Raw genomic sequence first — 18255 nt, forward strand, 5'->3', positions numbered from 1 at the left:
ATTATTTTTAGGCCAGACAACTAGCAACGACCTCACCAAACTTTAAATAGGTAGAAGTTCGCAATGAAGTGTCACGCCATAACATGCCAATATCGCGATACATATCATCAGGTAACGGTTTGATCGTCAGCCCTTGTAAAGTACCAACACCTTGATCAACGGCCATTTTAGGTAAAAAGGTAAAACCTTGGTGAAAAGCTGTCATTTCAACTAGTGTCGCCAAACTAGAAGAAGAAAATTTATGAATTCGACTTTGATCACCTAAGCGACACGCTGAAAGCGCATGCTCGGTTAAACAGTGCTCTTTGCTCAACAAAAATACACTGGCCTCTGGCACCTGCTGATAATCTTGGGTCTCTAAGAATCGGTCAACTAGACGCTGTTCTCCCGCAATATAAAAAGGATCTTGTCCTAACACTTTAGTGCGAAAGTTATGGCCAGTAACAGGCAAAGCAAGCAGCGCAATATCTATCGAACCATCAGCTAATTTCAGTAATAAGTTTTCGGTAGTGTCTTCGATGAGAAATAATTCCAAATTAGGTAATTCAACCTGGCAGGCCTTGCTCACACTACTCAAAAGGTATGGTGCAACGGTGGGAATACAACCAATGGTTACTGAACCACAGCCAATTTTGCCCTGATATTGAGCAAACTGTTTTAGCTCGGTTGCCTGAACAATCAATTGCTTTGCCTGACGAACAACTTCTTCACCGGTTACGGTAAAACTAAAGGTCTTATGATCTCGCTCTAATAACTGACAGTTTAGCTGCTCTTCGAGCTTCAATATGGCACTACTGAGTGTTGATTGACTGATAAAACACGCACTAGCAGCGCGGTGAAAGTGCTGGTGTTGGTGCAGTGCCACTAAATAAGACAAATGCTTTAAGCTGGGTAACTCCATAATCTATTAAACCTATCAATAATTAACTTTTAATTCATTATAGAGTAATACTATAAATAACAATATATTAGAATAAAAAGTATTATCAGAATAAACACATTATTGCGATAAAACAGTTGATAGAGCTAGGGAGTATTCAGTATATTGGGTCGACATTTACCCATTAAGAAGTAAGGTAGTAACAATGGTAAGAGCATCAGCAAGACACATTCTAGTTGACACCGAGGCACAATGCCTTGAACTAAAAAGCGCGATAGAGAGCGGAGAGGACTTTGCTGAAGTTGCAAAGCAACATTCGCTTTGCCCATCTAAGATGCAAGGTGGCGCATTAGGCTCTTTTGGCAAAGGCCAAATGGTAAAAGAATTTGAAGATGTTGTTTTTAGTGCGCCTTTAAACACGGTTCAAGGGCCGGTAAAAACACAGTTTGGTTATCATTTAATCGAAGTAACCGCGCGAAGCGAATAGCTTCTTTGGAGCAAACGCAATAAAAAAGCCAATCTAAAGATTGGCTTTTTTATTAAAACTTTCTAGGTTTATAGATTACGCAAAGTACGCGTTTAACGCCCAGAAGAAGATAATCGACATACCGGCACCTGCTGGCAACGTGATTACCCATGAAATCACGATATTACGGACAACACCTAGGTTGATTGCAGCGATACCGCGCGCCATACCTACACCTAATACCGCACCAACTAATGTTTGTGTTGTTGAAATAGGTAAACCAGTACCTGATGCAATAACAACCGTACACGCTGCAGCTAGTTCAGCGGCGAAACCACGGCTAGGCGTTAAGTGAGTGATACCTTTACCGATTGTCGCCATTACGCGGTGACCGAATAATGCAAGACCAGCAACAATACCTAAACCACCTAGTGGTAAAATCCACCATGCTAATGCTGTTTTCTTGGCAATTTCACCATTGTTAGATACGATACCTTCAACCGCAGCTAATGGGCCAATCGCGTTTGCTACATCGTTAGAACCGTGAGCAAATGCCATACAACATGCTGTAACAACCATTAATACCGCGAATACTTTTTCAACATTCGCATAGTGGTGTTTCTTCTCAGCCGATTCGTCAAACTTAATGCGAGCGATGAACACTTTACCAGCTATCGCTACAAGTAAGGCAACACCAACGGCCCACATGTAACCTTCCATTGTGCCCAGCTCTAAACCGATGTGCTTTAAACCTTTCTTAATCGTTACCAGTGATAAAACAAAACCCGCCATAAACATGTACACGGGTACGTAACGACGCGCTTGCTTGTATGGGTTGTCTGTATCAAAAATTAACTTTTGTGCACTGTTAAAGATTAAGTAAGCAATAACACCTGAAATAAGCGGTGTAACAATCCAGCTACCAACGATACCACCAACTTTACCCCACGCTACGGTATCTGTACTCACACCAATTGCCGCGAAGCCGATAATCGCACCAACAATCGAGTGCGTAGTTGATACCGGCCAGCCTAACGCAGAGGCAATCAATAACCAAGTTGCAGCGGCAAATAGCGCGGCAATCATACCAAAGACAAGTTGCTCAGGAATATCAACAAAATAACTTGCATCGATAATACCTTTGCGAATGGTTGAAGTAACCTCACCACCTGCTAGGTATGCACCGGCAAATTCGAAGATCATCGCTATGATAATAGCTTGTTTAATGGTTAACGCTTTAGAGCCAACCGATGTCCCCATAGCATTTGCTACGTCATTGGCACCAATACCCCAAGCCATAAAAAAGCCAACGAGGGCTGCTAGGATGATGAGCGTGTCACCGTAATTTACTAAAATTTCCATCGATTAACCTATTTTCTAGCCAACATGATTTCAAGACGAGCACCAACGCGCTCAGCTTGATCGGCAAGTTCACCAACCCACTCGATGATCTGGTATAAAAACATTACATCAACTGGATTTAACTCGTTTTCTAATGCTAATAAATCAGCACGTAATTCAATTTGCATTGTGTCCGTGTCATCTTCAATAACATCAAGTTGTTGGATCATGTTGTTGACGATATCAACCTCACGACCTTTAAAACCTGTTTCTAACAAGTCATCTAACTCGTTAATCGCATCCGCTGCCTTTTCAGTCGCATCTAAACAACGACTTAAGTATGTATTAAATTTTGCTTTTAGTTCTGCTGGTACATCTAATTTACGACCAAGAACGCGACCGGCAATATCTTTTGCTTTATTCGCAATCTTGTCTTGCTCAGTTAATAAAGCAAGTAAATCAGCACGATCTACTGGCATAAATAAGCCACCAGGTAAGTCCACGCGAATTTGGCGTTTTATTGTATCGGCTTCTTTTTCTAATTTAGAAATTTGAGCACGCTCTTTTTCTGCTAATTCCCAGTTTTGTTCTTCTGCTGCCGCAAAAAATGGAACTAACCTACGACCCGCTTTTGTTGCCACACGAATGTGCTTTTCTAGCGGTTTTATTGGTGATTTTGCAAATACACCTAGGATTGAATTTCCAGACATAAAGTTTCCTATAGACAAATGTCTTCGTTTTACTTCGGCGCGGATATTACCTGATCTGAGCACTGTTGCAAGCCTAAATCGTATAAAACCGCATTAAGATCACATTTTACTGATTACTTTTTAACCTAACAACTAAAGCACCATAGTAGTAAAATTGCAACAGCATATTTACTACTACAGTGTTAAGTAAAAATATCAAATAATTGATGTGATTAGAGTTGTGACATGTCGTCAGCATTGGTGTGACGTACCACTTTGCCTTTTACGAAGTAGATAATGTATTCGCAAATATTTTGGCAACGGTCGCCAATGCGCTCAATTGAACGCGCAGCCCACATTGCTGTCATCACTGATGGAATTGATCGCGGATCTTCCATCATGTACGTCATTAACTGACGCATTAAGGCATCGTAGTTACGGTCGATATTTTTATCGGCTTTGTGAGATTTAATTGCCGCTTCTACATCCATACGGGTGAAGGCATCTAATGTGTCTTGCAGCAATGAAAGTACACTTCGGCCAAGATTATCTAAACTCATTAACAAGTCTTGTTGTTTGCTATCAAAGCTTTCTAACGCTACTTGAGCAATCTTTTCCGCTTCATCGCCAATGCGCTCTAAATCTGCAATCGTTTTGATCACCGCCATTATTAAGCGCAAATCACCGGCCGCAGGCTGACGCTTAGCAATAATGCGCGTACATTCATCATCAATACTCACTTCTAGGTTATTGATTTTATAATCGCTTGATAACACTTTTTGTGCGAGTTCACGGTCATTTTCGTAGACTGCTTTTAATGAATCACCAAGTTGCTTTTCAACTAAGCCACCCATGTGCATAACATGGTTGATGACATTTTCTAAATCTTCATTAAATTGACCTGAAATATGGCGGCCAATATTTAAATTATCCATAGGTACCATCTTATTAACTCCTATTAACCGTAACGACCAGTGATGTAATCTTCGGTTTTCTTTTTCGACGGTGTTGTAAATAGCGTGTTGGTATCGCTGTATTCAATTAAATCGCCCATATACATAAAGGCAGTTTGGTCTGAAACACGTGCTGCTTGTTGCATGTTATGCGTAACGATAACAACGGTAAATTCTTTCTTAAGATCGTTGATCAGCTCTTCAATTGTTAACGTTGAGATTGGATCAAGTGCCGATGTTGGTTCATCAAGTAATAAAACTTCAGGCTGAATCGCAATAGCACGCGCGATAACAAGACGTTGTTGCTGACCGCCTGATAAACCTAATGCACTATCGTGCAAACGGTCTTTTACCTCATTCCACAAAGCTGCACTGCGCAATGAACGCTCACACGCTTCGTCTAACACACGACGGTTGTTTTCACCCATAATACGCAAACCGTAAACCACATTTTCATAAATGCTCTTTGGAAATGGGTTTGGTCGCTGGAATACCATACCAACTTTACGGCGTAACATCGCAACATCAACATGTTTATTATAGATGTTCTCACCGTGTAGGTTAATTTCACCTTCTATACGACACGTATCAACCAAGTCATTCATGCGGTTAATACAACGTAAAAGCGTTGATTTACCACAACCACTAGGCCCGATAAATGCTGTTACTTGTCCTTTAGGGATCGCCATAGAAATATTGTTAAGCGCTTGCTTCTCACCGTAGTAAAGATTCAAGTTCTTAATGTCTAAGGCCTTTTGCTCTTGAGATAAATTATTAAGGTCTAATTTATCTTGTTCGCTTGAAATTAAATCTGGGTTTACTGTAATCATAATTACTCTTTCTTTTTGCGCTCAGGCATTACCTGAGCTATGCAATTAAATTGTTTGTCACTAGTGCTTAGCTGTTACGCTCTACGGTATTAGTGCTCTAGTGCGCGGTATTTTTCTCTTAAACGGTTGCGAATCGAAACCGCTGTCATATTTAGTGCTACGATAATCGTTACCAGTAGCAACGCCGTTGCGTAAACTAATGGACGCGCAGCTTCGACGTTTGGACTTTGGAAACCAACATCGTAAATGTGGAAACCTAAGTGCATGAACTTTCTATCCAAATGCAAGAATGGGAAGTTGCCATCTAGTGGTAATGTCGGTGCCATTTTTACTACACCCACAAGCATTAATGGTGCTACTTCGCCGGCTGCACGAGCAATCGCTAAAATGATACCTGTCATAATCGCAGGGCTAGCGATTGGTAAAATAATTCGCCATAGCGTTTCCGCTTTAGTTGCACCTAAAGCTAGTGAGCCGTGACGCATTGACGCAGGAATACGCGCTAAACCTTCTTCTGTCGATACAATAACCACAGGTAAGGTAAGGATTGCTAAGGTAATCGCCGACCATAAAACGCCTGGTGTACCAAATGTTGGGCTTGGCAGTGTTTCTGGGTAGAACAACTGATCTAAGCTACCACCTACCATGTAAACAAAGAAACCTAAGCCAAATACACCGTAAACAATTGAAGGTACACCCGCTAAGTTAATGACCGCAATGCGAAGTAATTTAGTTAAAGCATTTTTACCCGCGTATTCGTGTAAGTAAATCGCGGCAATCACACCAAACGGTGACACAATAACCGTCATCAACAATACCATTAATACCGTACCGAAAATTGCCGGGAATACACCACCTTCGGTGTTAGCTTCACGTGGCTCATCACCAATAAAGCCTGCGATATTGCCTAAGAAGGTTGCAACCTTGCTTCCAAAGCCTAGTTTATTGTTGTAGGTAACTTCTAAGATAGTCTCAAAGTTGATCTCAACGAGCTCACCGCCCATTGAGCGAACCATTAACTTATCGCGAGACACTTTCTCACGAAGTGCCATTAAGTTTGCTTCTAGCTCAACATATTCGTCTTTAAGCGCTTGTTCTTGGGCTGAAATATCAGCTTTAACTGCTTCAGTTAACGTATCGTCTAGTTCGTGTTTACGTGTTTTAAGACGCAAGCGCTCTAATTGATAGTTAATTGCGCCAATATCAGTTTTTTGTAGGTTACTAATTTCTTTTTGGAAATTGTTTACACGCTCGAGTAACTCATCAAGCTCCGAAATATCAACCGACTTGCCATCTAAAATGACCTGTTCAATGTAACCATAGAAATTACCGTTTGAGCGACGTTCAATAACCACTAACTCTTCAGGTTGTGATTGTTTAGTCACGTGTGGCATTAAAATCCAACGGAAATCTAAGCTCACTAATTCACGGTTACCGGTTTTAATTAACAATCGCTCTACCGTTTCTTGGTTAGGGTCGATGTCAAAGTTAATATTGTTAAGTTGTTTAACCGGAATACGCTCGCGGTCGTAAATTTCACCAATGACGCGGCTTTCTTTACCGTAGCTATCTGCCATATCGAACTGATGCAATTGCGACGGCCAAAAGTACGATAAACCGTTTGATGCGATAAGTAACAACAAGCCCACCACCGAGATTAAACTCACAGTAACACCGGCCGCTGACATCCACACCCAAGGTGAACCTGATCTAAACCAATTATTCATGATAATAATACTTCCTTACCAATACTCTATAACGAGCTGTATTTTTCTCTGAGGCGTTGACGAACAAACTCAGCTAAGGTGTTAAAGACAAAGGTGAATACGAATAACACAAATGCCGCCAAGAACAAGATTCGGTAGTGCGAACTACCCACTTCTGATTCAGGCATTTCAACCGCAATATTAGCCGATAAGGTACGCATACCTTGGAAGATACTCCAATCAACTACTGGGGTATTACCGGTGGCCATTAACACGATCATAGTTTCACCAACAGCGCGACCTAAGCCCATCATTACCGCAGAGAAAATACCTGGACTCGCTGTTAACAGCACCACTTTAACCAGCGTTTGCCACTGAGTTGCACCAAGCGCCAGTGAGCCACTAGTTAAGTGCTTAGGTACAGAGAAGATTGCATCTTCTGCCATTGAGAAAATCGTTGGGATAACGGCAAAACCCATGGCAATACCAACGACTAATGCGTTACGTTGGTCGAAATCAATACCTAAATCATTAGTAATGAACTGACGCATATCGCCGCCGAAGTAGGCTTCTTCCACCGTTGGTGATAGTCCAAACGCCGCCATACCCGCTACTAGAATAATCGGCAATAAAATGACAGGAGCCCAAGCTTCAGGTAAGCGCGCTTTCCACTCGCGGGGCAGTTTGTGCCAAGTAAACGCCGCGGCCATGGTGCTCAGAGGCAAGAAAATAAGTAATAAAGCCACCGCAGGTAAGTAATCTTCAATAATTGGCGCTAACCAAAGACCGGCCAAGAAGCCTAAGATAACGGTAGGTAATGCTTCCATCAATTCAATGGTAGGTTTTACTTTTTTACGCAACACTGGCGGCATAAAGTAAGCGGTGTAGATAGCGGCTGCTAACGCGATAGGGACAGCAAATAACATCGCGTAAAGTGCCGCTTTCATGGTACCAAATGAAATTGGCACTAATGAGAATTTCGCTTCAAAATCATCAGAGCCAGACGTTGACTGCCAAATGTAGTCTGGTTCAGGGTAACCTTCATACCATACTTCTTGCCAAAGTGCCGACCACGTTACTTCTGGGTGCTCGTTTTCAACTGAAAACAGCTTGGCTTGAGCATTGTCAATCATCATTAACCCATCGGCGCGAGGGGCAATAGCAAAACCTTGCGGCAATTGCGCTAATGGCTGACCACGCCATAAATCGGCTTCAGATGTTGTGTAGAACGCGCCCATTTCACCACTCGGTGTAAACGTGTAAAAGCTCTTGCGAAATTGTTCCGTGTGGATGCTAACAACTGGCTCGCTATCGCTCACTTCAAACTGACGAATTTCTTGGAATTGACGACCGTTATCAGTTGCCACCTCAAACCATTGGCTAACAACACCTAAGCTTGAACCAAATAGCACCGAACTACCGCCTGATAACAACGACATTGACGTTAAGTCGCCATCTAAAAACGGGGTAAATAAGGCTTTTTGCTCCACCGAGTACTCATCATCTAACTCATAAACGGCAACATCGTTACCACTGCGAACAAATGCCATAGCTAAATCAGGTGTAACAGCGATTTGGTCAACAGTAGTAAATTCAGTCTCAATAGTTTGATAAACCGCTTCAAACTCTGGATCGTAACTAAAATCATCCTCAGCAATCAACGTCGTTTTAATCAGGCGTGCATCTTGAGTAAAGCCAACGAATACTGCCTTTTCATCGTTCATTGCAAACGCTAATTTAGTTAAGGCGTGCTCTTCTTCATCAATAAGAATACTTTCTTCACCTAGCGGATATTCTACTCGCGGTGCAATATCCCTGCCTTCTGGTAGGTACTTTGATGTGAATTTAGCTTGCACTACGTTGACTTGATTAAGCTCGTCAACTAAAACGACTTGGCCATTATTACCGTGCGCAACTAGCGTGATATCAGCATCATCAATAAGTAATTCACGTGAAATTTCTGATCCTTGCTCGCGAAAAGCGCTTTGTGATAATTGATAAAAAATTACCTCGCCTTGCTCAGTAATTTCATATGTCACTTCTTTTAACTCATCAACGCCAACGACAACTGCTGGTGATTGATTAGATAAAGCAACCGAAGAAACTGACTCGATGTTAGCTGATTCAAAGATCGGCTTAATAACATAGAGTAAGTACATAAAGATTAGAATCAATGTAAACAGAACACTCACACCACCTAATGTGATGAAGTACTGCGCTAGCTTATTTTTCACCTGACGGTAGTCAGTTGATTTCGACAATGTCGTCACTCAAACAACCTATAAATGTGGGCTAATTTAACTTGCCGCGCAGTATAAGTCAGAAATGTGACAGTTTTGTGACAAAAACTAACAAACTCGAGTTAACAACAACGTCAAAAAACAACTAAAACCATACAAATCAAAAAGTTAATTAAAAACAGTAACCATACAGGTGTTGTCATATTTAAAATAAGTTGTCTTTTTTGCAGGAACGTAGAAGTTTTTACCAACAACCATTGAACGACAAGCTCGTTACCTATTCAGGTCGGTAAAATAAGGAAAAGCGAATAAAGGGGGCGCCATCAATATGAGAATCTGTAGATAAGCCGCTATCAGTCAATTTGACCGCACCAAAGCCACTATGGCCGATCATAAATTCGCCCCAAAATTGATTGCGTATTCTTCGCTCATAGGCAATACCTAAGTTAGCTTGACCAAAATCAACGTCGATCGTTTGGCCAGTGATATTATTGTCATCAGGCAATTGCCATTCAGCACCGTTAACAAAGCCGCCCACCTTAAATACGTTATTTTTATTTGGTGCAAAAGCCACTACTGGCCATGGCATCACGCCCCCAATACTCCATTGTTGGTCGATAAACCAATCAAAACCTATATAAGGCATTACGATGCGTTCAGCCGTTGTATTATATGACACCGCGCCCCAATAACTGTGAAACCTTGCCGAGTGACGATAACGACCAACGGCACCGACAACACTTTCTCTTGGCTGATTAAAGTCGTGATCACCACCGATCCCCCGATAACCATAATAAAACGCGCCAACTTGCCACTCGACACTTGGTTGCGCAACAACAGCAGCTAATAAGCCAACGGTGTCAATCCGATAATTTTCAAACGCTGTTTCAACGTGGTTTGATTCAATTGTCTGCCCCAAAATAATCATATACTTTTTATCAACATATACAGGCAAGCCGAAACCTTGTGAAATAGACTGATAATTAAATTGGCAGTTGAGTTCGATTTCACATCGGTTTTCTATTGTCACCTGATTTTGTTTGGTGTACTGCAAATAGCCAATGGGTAAAAATGGAACATTTGAAATGTTGCGATCAAAAATAAAATCACTTTGCATCACTTTATTGATCAACATTTCACCAACCGCGTAGCTCGGTGAACTAGCTAATAAAGCGCAATACCATAAATAGCGGGTTGCGTATTGTTTAATCTTAGTTGATTTCATTTAACATCATTCATATGCGGTAGCTACAATTTGATAACAATTCATCACACTTAATACATAACATTGATAATGAAACTATTATAAATTAGTTCGAAACAGTTAACTTGATTAAAGAGTTTCAAGGTCAATTAATCAAGTAGTAATACCGAGTTGACTAACTATTTAATGAAATAGGTATCAGAGCAGAGAACATTGAGCGGAGGCCGCATGAGTAAAATTCGAGTCATTTTAAATGGTAAAAAAGCGATATTAGATGAAGTAAGAGAGGCAATCTTTGCGGCGCGCGCACATGGAGACATTGAAGTACGTGTAACCTTTGAAGGCGGCGACGCAACGCGTTTCGTAAATGAAGCAATAAACGACAACTGCGAGCGCATCGTTGCTGGCGGCGGCGATGGTACAGTCAATGAACTAACCAACGCTTTAATGAAACACCCTGCCGATAAGAAACCAGAACTGGCGATTATGCCACTGGGCACTGCCAATGATTTTGCCAGTGCTTGTAAAATCCCTAGTAATTTACTCAAAGCATTAAAGTTAGCCTTAACAGGTAACAGCTACCCTGTAGATAGTATTCAAGCAGGCGATGACTTCTTTTTAAATGTCGCAAGTTGTGGTTTTGGCGCGCAAGTAACAACTAACACCCCTGTCGCTTTGAAGAATTTCTTAGGCGGTGGTGCTTATACCATTTCAGGCTTAGTACAGGCATTAAAATTCGAACCTTTTAAAGGGACTTTTTCACTGCCAGATCAAGACGCGAGCCGCAATATTATCGTTGCAGCTATATGTAATGGAAGACAAGCAGGTGGCGGCCAAGTACTTGCGCCTGCAGCAGTTATTGACGATGGCTTAATGGATATCGTATCGTTTAGCCACTTTGCACCAGAAGACGTGCCACAAGTACTATCTGAAATTCAAAATCCGACAGGTTCAGGTAAGTTTATTGAACGCGTACAAGTTAGCACAGCAAGTTGGAAATCAGAAGTTGCGATCCCTATTAACCTAGACGGTGAACCAATAAGCACGAATGATATTGAATTTAAAGTACACGAAAAAGCAATCAACCTCGTGTTACCTGATGATTGCCCATTACTATCGAAAAACAACTAAGCTTATTAGCCTGGCTATTAGTTAGCACTGGTAGCCAGTTGATTACTACACTTTTCAAGTGCAACCTTCATTGACAGTCTAAGTTCGTTGGCAATAGCACCCCTGAGCTTTCGAGTTAACCAACCGTGCGTTGTAGCCTTTTTGATAATTTTCAATGGCAAGCTCCACTACGTCACTGGCTTGATTACAAAACGCCCCTTGTGCATATGGGCCAAAGTAAACCAATTCATTTTGCTCACCCAACACTAACGTTGCAGGGGTTGAAGTCACAAAATCAGGCAATCGCTCTTGGCCTGAAACCACGACAATCTCAAAGTTTTCTGCTTGGGCTAACACCGACAGTCGATCAACGTGTTGCTTACTAAAAACATTGCACCGACAATTGGGTTCGACAAAATGATAGACCTTACCTCGAGTAGCCTTGGCATTAATTTCACTGAGAGAAAGTGCACCGGCAAATTCACTAGTACTGAACTTATCAAGCCGACCTGTGGCGTCAAACTCTACCAATCGTTGGGTAGCAAAATAATAGCCAGCTAATAAAACCCCAGCAAGCCAGATAACGACTAACAAATAGTGAACTAAGCCTGGCGAACTACTTGAAGTTCGCCACTGTTTTAACCAAAGCATTGGTTGATGACTCCACAGATTTAGTACTTTCAGACATACATGCAACTTTTTCGATGTCCTTATCCATGGTGACTCTTAAGTTTTCACTACTTTGAGCTATCCCCTGTGTTGTTGTCGCCTGCTGTTCCACAGCGGCAGCAACCGTTGTCGCTATGGTATTGGACATAGCGACAAGCTCAGAGGCTTGTTCGATTTTTTGATTAGCATCCACCGTTGCTTCATTTATGCGATCAACAGAGGCTAAACAACTTTCCATCGACTTGGTTGAGCCACTTGAGTATGTCACCAAGAGTTGTAAAGTATCATTGATTTTGTCGGTACTTTCTTTGGTTCGATTAGCTAGCGTTCTTACTTCATCGGCAACCACTGCGAAGCCCCTACCCTGTTCGCCAGCACGCGCTGCTTCAATAGCAGCGTTTAGGGCGAGTAAATTAGTTTGGTCGGCAATACTGGTGATTTCCGATAACACTTGTGTAATGCTATCAACCGAGTTTGCCAACTCACTTATCTCACCACTAGTTGATTGCAGCGCCGCAATTAATTGGTTATTCATCTCAACCATAGCGTTCATGTTCGCAGCGCTATCTTGGGTAAACTGGTTTGCTTCAGCCATTTGCTCGCTTAAATTCACGGTATCTTGAGCAATAGAAGCGACGGTTTGCGCCATTTGCTCAGCCGAGCTCGCGATCGCATGGATCTCATCTTCTTTGGCCTTGGCGGAATACTCTAAATCATCTTTATTACCAACAAGGCCAAGCGTGCACGCTTTTAAATGCTCTGACTGTTGTTTTACCTCACCAACGACTTGGTCAATCAAGCTTAGGAAGCGATTAAAGCCAGCTAAAATATCACTTTCTCGTTGTTTAGCTCGAAGTTTTAAGTCTATCGACTCAGGATCATTGGTTAGCGCTCGGGTTACTTTACTGAGTTCCTCGCCGACAAGCCCCTCTTCATAAATCGTTTTTGCAATGTAACCAGCGATACACGCTTCAACGATTGCATAAACGGCATGCACAATAACCGTAGTAAAGACTAAATTCTGCTTTTCAAACACATAAACGCCATAACCACTTGTTTGCATGAAATAAAAACTTAGATGATGCACAGCAATTAAGCCTACCGCTGAAATGTATACACGCCAATCGCGAAACATAATAAGTAAAGCAAGAGCAATAAACAGCTCAAAATGTATTTCTATCAAGCCATTCATCTGATGTATATGCAAACACGCAAAGACAATTAAAGACAGTGCTACCACGTGCTTGGTCAGCATTGCGTTTGGCATTTGATGGAGGAAATACAATCCTATGGCCAGTGTCGGAATACCAATTACAAAAGCCTCAGTGTAGGTATCATAAGCCGTTGCCAAAGCAACACTTTCTACAAACAATGCGATCAGCAGGTAGAAAAACAATTTATTAGTTTTTGTCATTTTTTATTACCACCAGGTGTAAATACATGAAGCGCGGTAAACATCTATGTTTTCAATAACCTGCCGAAGCAGCAATCGCTATTGTGTATCCTTACATGATATCAATCACACACTCATTAAGCGTAGCTCAAAATATTGTTTTTGAACAAACTTTGCTGTTAGTTGTAAAACACAAATCATTCAATCTAAAAAACCGATTACAACAATCTAAACAACCAATTTTAAGAATCAATAAAACTTATTTACTATTAATCCCGTAAACAACAACACAGTTTTTCAAAACAAAAATATTTGGAGATATAAGATGACTACTTCATTAATCAATACAAAGATCAATCCTTTTAACGCAACAGCATTTCACAACGGTGATTTTGTTGAAGTTTCAGAGCAAGACTTACTAGGTAAATGGTCTGTTGTATTCTTCTACCCAGCTGACTTCACTTTCGTTTGTCCAACAGAATTAGGTGACATGGCTGACCACTACGAACAATTACAAGCAATGGGCGTTGAAGTGTACTCTGTATCAACAGATACTCACTTTACACACAAAGCATGGCACGACACTTCAGACACCATTGGCAAAATCAAATTCCCAATGATCGGTGACCCGACAGGCAAAATCACACGTGACTTTGGTGTCATGATCGAAGAAGACGGATTAGCACTTCGCGGTACGTTTGTGATTAACCCAGAAGGCGAAATCAAAGTAAGTGAAGTTCACGACTTAGGTATCGGCCGCAGCGCAAGCGAATTAGTTCGCAAAATCCAAGCGGCACAATACGTTGCAGAGCACGATGGCGAAGTATGTCCAGCTAAATGGACACCAGGTGAAGAAACATTGGCACCATCATTAGATTTAGTAGGTAAAATCTAAACGAGCACTAGCCTAAAGACCAAATTGCACCGCTAACATAGATTCAGTGCATCAATAATTGTTAGCAAGCAACTTGGTTACCCATACTTATCGGCTTGATGTGCCTTCTCTCATTCCATCAAGCCTTTTTATCAAACTTTACAACAGTCTCAATATTGAGGCGTGAGGAGCTTATTGTGTTAAATTCCCAACTTATCGAACAATTAAAAACGTATTTAGCTAACTTAACAAAGCAAGTCACTCTTAGCGTTTCAATCGACGAGAGTGCCAAATCACAAGAATTAGATAATTTAGCAACGACAATTGCTGACTTATCACCACTGATTCATTTAAATTATGAGACATTAGATCGCACCCCTGCGCTAGCCATTAGTGGCGAAAGTGGAACTAAAATGACCTTTGCTGGTATCCCGCTAGGACATGAGTTTACCTCACTTGTTTTGGCACTGTTGCACTCAGGTGGCCATCCGATCAAACTTGACGTAGACACCATAGAACAAGTTAAACAGCTAAAAGGTCAGTTTGTCTTTGAAACGTATGTCTCTCTTAGTTGCCAAAATTGTCCCGATGTGGTTCAAGCGTTAAACATGCTAGCGGCAATTAACCCAAACATTACTCACACCATGATCGATGGCGCGTTATTCGAGCAAGAAGTTAACGAGCGCAACATCATGGCAGTACCAAGTGTTTACTTAAATGGCGCGTCGTTTTCTCAAGGTCGCATTAGCTTGGCTGATGTTTTGAAAAAAATTGACAGCGGCAGTGAAGAAAAGCGCGCACAAGCCTTAAATGAAAAAGCACCATTTGACGTTTTAGTCGTTGGCGGCGGCCCTGCAGGCGCGTCGGCGGCAATCTACTCAGCACGTAAAGGGATCAACACAGGCATCGTTGCCGACCGATTTGGTGGCCAAGTGCTCGATACTGTTGGTATTGAAAACTTTATTTCTGTTAAGAAAACCGAAGGCCCAAAATTAGTTGCTAGCCTTGAAGAGCACGTAAAAGATTACGACGTTGATATTATGACGGGCAATACAGCAGTTGATATTGAACAAGGTGATTTATTTAAAGTGACATTAGACAATGGTGCCGTATTAACAAGTAAGAGCGTAATATTAGCAACCGGTGCTAGATGGCGACAAATGAATGTACCTGGGGAAGAGGAATACCGCGGCAAAGGCGTTGCCTATTGCCCTCACTGTGATGGTCCTTTATTCAAAGGCAAGCCTGTCGCCGTCATTGGTGGTGGTAACTCGGGTATTGAAGCAGCAATTGATCTAGCAGGTATTGTCGAGCACGTTACTGTACTTGAGTTTGACAGCAAATTACGCGCAGACCAAGTGTTGCAAGATAAAGCTGCATCTATGGGCAATATTACCATTATTAAGAATGCGCTAACCACTGAAGTACTGGGCGACGGTAATAAAGTGACAGGTTTACAATACACCGACCGCTTAACAGAACAAAGCCATACGCTTGAACTAGCTGGTATCTTTGTCCAAATCGGGTTAGTACCCAATAGCGAATGGTTAAAAGATCGCGTTGAATTAACACCGCGCGGTGAAATTATCACCGATAAACAAGGTAATACTTCAGTGCCAGGGATATTTGCTGCTGGTGATGTCACCGACTCACCATATAAGCAAATTATCATCGCCATGGGCGATGGCGCTAATGCAAGTTTAGGCGCATTTGATTACTTAATTCGACAAGTACCGCAAACCCAGGCCAAAGTGGCTTAGCTTTAAATAAAGTAAGTTAACTTAAACACTTTCCACATGCACTCAACTTTGCTCAGTTATCTGCTTCAAGACCCGCAGTAACTGAGCTTTTTTTTGTTTTACCTCAATGTCACTTATCGCTTGATAGTCGATCGCTTCAAATAGGATATAGAATTCGGTCAGCAAATTTTTACTGCTAGGCTGTTTATCAGCCAGTTGCCGACAATACTCCCTAACAGTTGCATGGCTATGTTGAAAAACTTGATTTGACTGACTATTGGCAAAATGTGCTTGTAACCGATGAAAACACCGAACGTGCGTCGGTACTCGCGGTTTTCGCCAATGAAATTGACTCAACACAAAGTAGCCTACAAAAACACTAGCCATTACCAGTGCTACCGTTAGCGCAACCTTCCACTGCTGACCTTGGCCAAAAAGTTGCTGAAGTAAACTAGACTGTCTTTGCTGTGAAAAACCAACGATATATTTAGTCCACTGATAATCGACAAGTTCAAACGCCCCGCGAATGCGTAATAATGTTGCCCCGTCTAACCAACCTAAACGACCAAAAAGCCCCGTATTAAACAGCGCTTGTTCTTGTACCAACGCCGCATCAATCCCTTGTTCGATGCGCTCTGGACTTACAGCAGCTGTTGGATCAACTCTCGTCCAGCCTAGCTCCTCGAGCCAAACTTCGCTCCATGCATGTGCATCTTTTTGTCTGATCGAATAAAACCGACCTTGCTCGTGATATTCACCGCCGAGGTAGCCCGTGACCAAACGCGCAGGTATACCCGCTGAACGCATAATAAAGGTAAAGGCACTGGCATAATGGACACAAAAGCCAGCCTTAGTGTCAAAGAAAAATTGATCAAGCCTATCGCCACTAATTAATGGCGGGTTTAAGGTGTAAAAATAAGCCTTGTTGCGAATATCAGCTAATACAGTATCAATAATCAATCGCTCAGCATTTTGCTGTTGTCGAAACTGAGCAACCAAACTATCGGCGTAGTTTTGCAATCGGGGATTGGAATTGTCAGGTAGCATCAAATTAACGGCTCTTGATAACTCAGGTAATTGGCGATCAATCGTTAGCTCAGGATAACTTTGCACTTGATAAGCCAATTTTTGACTCACGGGTTTGTCAGCGATTAACGTCTGATCAGCAAGTTTAGTGACATTACTCGACCTTGACTTAGCAACATCAAGTGCGAACAAATACGGCTGATAGCTCGGCTGAACATAGACTTGATAAGTCAAGCTTTCACCTTGAAAGTCAACTGGCTGTGTTTGAGACGCAAGATAGGCTAAATACTGCTGTTTACTGGCAAATATCCCCGATAATTTGGGACTGTGCTCTGCACCTTGCCAAGTAACCCCATCAAAATACTCCATAACCAAGGCACGCCAATAAAGTGGAAAGTTCACCGTCGAAGATCCGCTAAACTCTACCTGAAAGGCAAGCTCATTTGATTGAACTAGTTGACTAATATCACCGACAGATACTTGCTCTGAAAGCCCTGTTTTGGCAATTTTAGCTTGTGGTATCGCTGCAAAAGGCTGGAGCCGAGGAAAGATAAAAAACAAACATATTGCTAAGGGCATCGACAGCAATAGTGCTTTGCCAAGTAATGGGCTAAATTGACGTAATTTAAGCAATGAGATTGGCGATTGTTGTTGATTACCGCGTTGATATTTATCGTAAAATACGAGCGGCAACAGATTGAGCACCAACAGCACTAAAAACAACAAGAAATACCACAATGATTGATGAAAAATCATCGCAGTTGCTAAGATCACCAAACTCAATAAATTAAAGGTATAGAAATCACGTGGATGGTTTTGCTCGAAAAGCTTCATGACATGGCTAAATGCCAGCAAATTGACCATGGTTAACATCAAGCCAAGCTGTTGACTTAAAGCAATTAATATAAGCGCACCAGTAATAGTAAAACCAAAAACTAAGCGACGAGCTCTTAGCCTAGGCCGTGAAATACCCAAATAATAGATTGCAATTAAGCTAACGTTAATCACCACAAACCAAGGCGATAGTTGGCTAGCCAACACGAGTAAGTTAGCCAGTACAATCACCAATAACAATCCTTGCATCTCAACGGCTAAGGCAAAACGTTGCTTAGTTTTCTGGCTAGACTTTGTCATA

Annotated in this window: 15 protein-coding genes; 4 read left to right on the forward strand and 11 right to left on the reverse strand. The window is 41.8% G+C overall.

Annotated features, from left to right (window positions below):
• Positions 1-7: 7 nt before the first annotated feature.
• A complete protein-coding gene (locus LP316_RS13895; RefSeq protein ID WP_226960751.1) occupies positions 8-901 on the reverse strand; it encodes a hydrogen peroxide-inducible genes activator in 894 nt (297 codons plus the stop codon).
• A gap of 184 nt (positions 902-1085) precedes the next feature.
• Here LP316_RS13895 and LP316_RS13900 point away from each other — a divergent pair, with 184 nt between their 5' ends.
• On the forward strand, positions 1086-1367 hold the full coding sequence (locus LP316_RS13900; protein ID WP_193021744.1) for a peptidylprolyl isomerase: 282 nt from the start codon (positions 1086-1088) through the stop codon (positions 1365-1367).
• Positions 1368-1442: 75 nt separating this feature from the next.
• On the opposite strand, the gene LP316_RS13905 is transcribed toward LP316_RS13900, so the two are convergent.
• The 7 genes from LP316_RS13905 to LP316_RS13935 form a co-directional block, all read right to left on the reverse strand.
• Positions 1443-2708 carry an inorganic phosphate transporter gene (locus LP316_RS13905; protein WP_193021745.1) on the reverse strand — a complete coding sequence of 422 codons (1266 nt, stop codon included), beginning with the start codon at positions 2706-2708 and terminating at the stop codon, positions 1443-1445.
• Positions 2709-2716: 8 nt separating this feature from the next.
• Entirely contained in the window at positions 2717-3397 is a 681-nt protein-coding gene (locus tag LP316_RS13910) for a TIGR00153 family protein (protein WP_193021746.1), read from the reverse strand.
• Positions 3398-3609: 212 nt separating this feature from the next.
• Positions 3610-4311: a phosphate signaling complex protein PhoU gene (gene phoU / locus LP316_RS13915; RefSeq protein ID WP_193021747.1), complete on the reverse strand. Its 702-nt coding sequence runs from the start codon at positions 4309-4311 to the stop codon at positions 3610-3612.
• Positions 4312-4334: 23 nt separating this feature from the next.
• Positions 4335-5159: a phosphate ABC transporter ATP-binding protein PstB gene (gene pstB / locus LP316_RS13920; RefSeq protein ID WP_193021748.1), complete on the reverse strand. Its 825-nt coding sequence runs from the start codon at positions 5157-5159 to the stop codon at positions 4335-4337.
• A gap of 89 nt (positions 5160-5248) precedes the next feature.
• Positions 5249-6889 carry a phosphate ABC transporter permease PstA gene (gene pstA / locus LP316_RS13925; protein ID WP_193023910.1) on the reverse strand — a complete coding sequence of 547 codons (1641 nt, stop codon included), beginning with the start codon at positions 6887-6889 and terminating at the stop codon, positions 5249-5251.
• 23 nt (positions 6890-6912) lie between these two features.
• Positions 6913-9024, reverse strand: coding sequence for an ABC transporter permease subunit (locus LP316_RS13930; protein WP_193023911.1), 2112 nt, complete (start codon positions 9022-9024; stop codon positions 6913-6915).
• A gap of 358 nt (positions 9025-9382) precedes the next feature.
• Entirely contained in the window at positions 9383-10330 is a 948-nt protein-coding gene (locus tag LP316_RS13935; protein WP_193021749.1) for a hypothetical protein, read from the reverse strand.
• A 207-nt stretch (positions 10331-10537) separates the two neighbouring features.
• Between LP316_RS13935 and yegS the strand changes: the two genes are divergently transcribed.
• Complete coding sequence (gene yegS, locus LP316_RS13940) at positions 10538-11440, forward strand: lipid kinase YegS (protein WP_193021750.1); 903 nt, start codon at positions 10538-10540, stop codon at positions 11438-11440.
• A 78-nt stretch (positions 11441-11518) separates the two neighbouring features.
• Here the strand turns inward: yegS and LP316_RS13945 are convergent, their stop codons facing one another.
• Positions 11519-12070, reverse strand: coding sequence for a DUF6436 domain-containing protein (locus tag LP316_RS13945; RefSeq protein ID WP_193021751.1), 552 nt, complete (start codon positions 12068-12070; stop codon positions 11519-11521).
• Positions 12036-13502, reverse strand: coding sequence for a methyl-accepting chemotaxis protein (locus LP316_RS13950; RefSeq protein ID WP_193021752.1), 1467 nt, complete (start codon positions 13500-13502; stop codon positions 12036-12038). The genes LP316_RS13945 and LP316_RS13950 overlap by 35 nt, the downstream gene beginning before the upstream one ends.
• 304 nt (positions 13503-13806) lie before the next feature.
• On the opposite strand from LP316_RS13950, the gene ahpC reads away from it, so the two are divergent.
• Both ahpC and ahpF read left to right on the forward strand, forming a co-directional pair.
• Positions 13807-14376 (forward strand): alkyl hydroperoxide reductase subunit C, encoded by a 570-nt coding sequence (ahpC, locus tag LP316_RS13955; protein ID WP_193021753.1) that lies wholly within the window; start codon positions 13807-13809, stop codon positions 14374-14376.
• A gap of 98 nt (positions 14377-14474) precedes the next feature.
• Positions 14475-16115 (forward strand): alkyl hydroperoxide reductase subunit F, encoded by a 1641-nt coding sequence (ahpF, locus tag LP316_RS13960; protein WP_413470657.1) that lies wholly within the window; start codon positions 14475-14477, stop codon positions 16113-16115.
• Between the two features lie 42 nt (positions 16116-16157).
• Here ahpF and LP316_RS13965 read toward each other — a convergent pair whose 3' ends face one another.
• Positions 16158-18254 carry a transglutaminaseTgpA domain-containing protein gene (locus LP316_RS13965; protein WP_193021755.1) on the reverse strand — a complete coding sequence of 699 codons (2097 nt, stop codon included), beginning with the start codon at positions 18252-18254 and terminating at the stop codon, positions 16158-16160.
• Position 18255: the final 1 nt, after the last annotated feature.

This window comes from Thalassotalea sp. LPB0316 (assembly GCF_014898095.1).
Taxonomy (GTDB): domain Bacteria; phylum Pseudomonadota; class Gammaproteobacteria; order Enterobacterales; family Alteromonadaceae; genus Thalassotalea_G.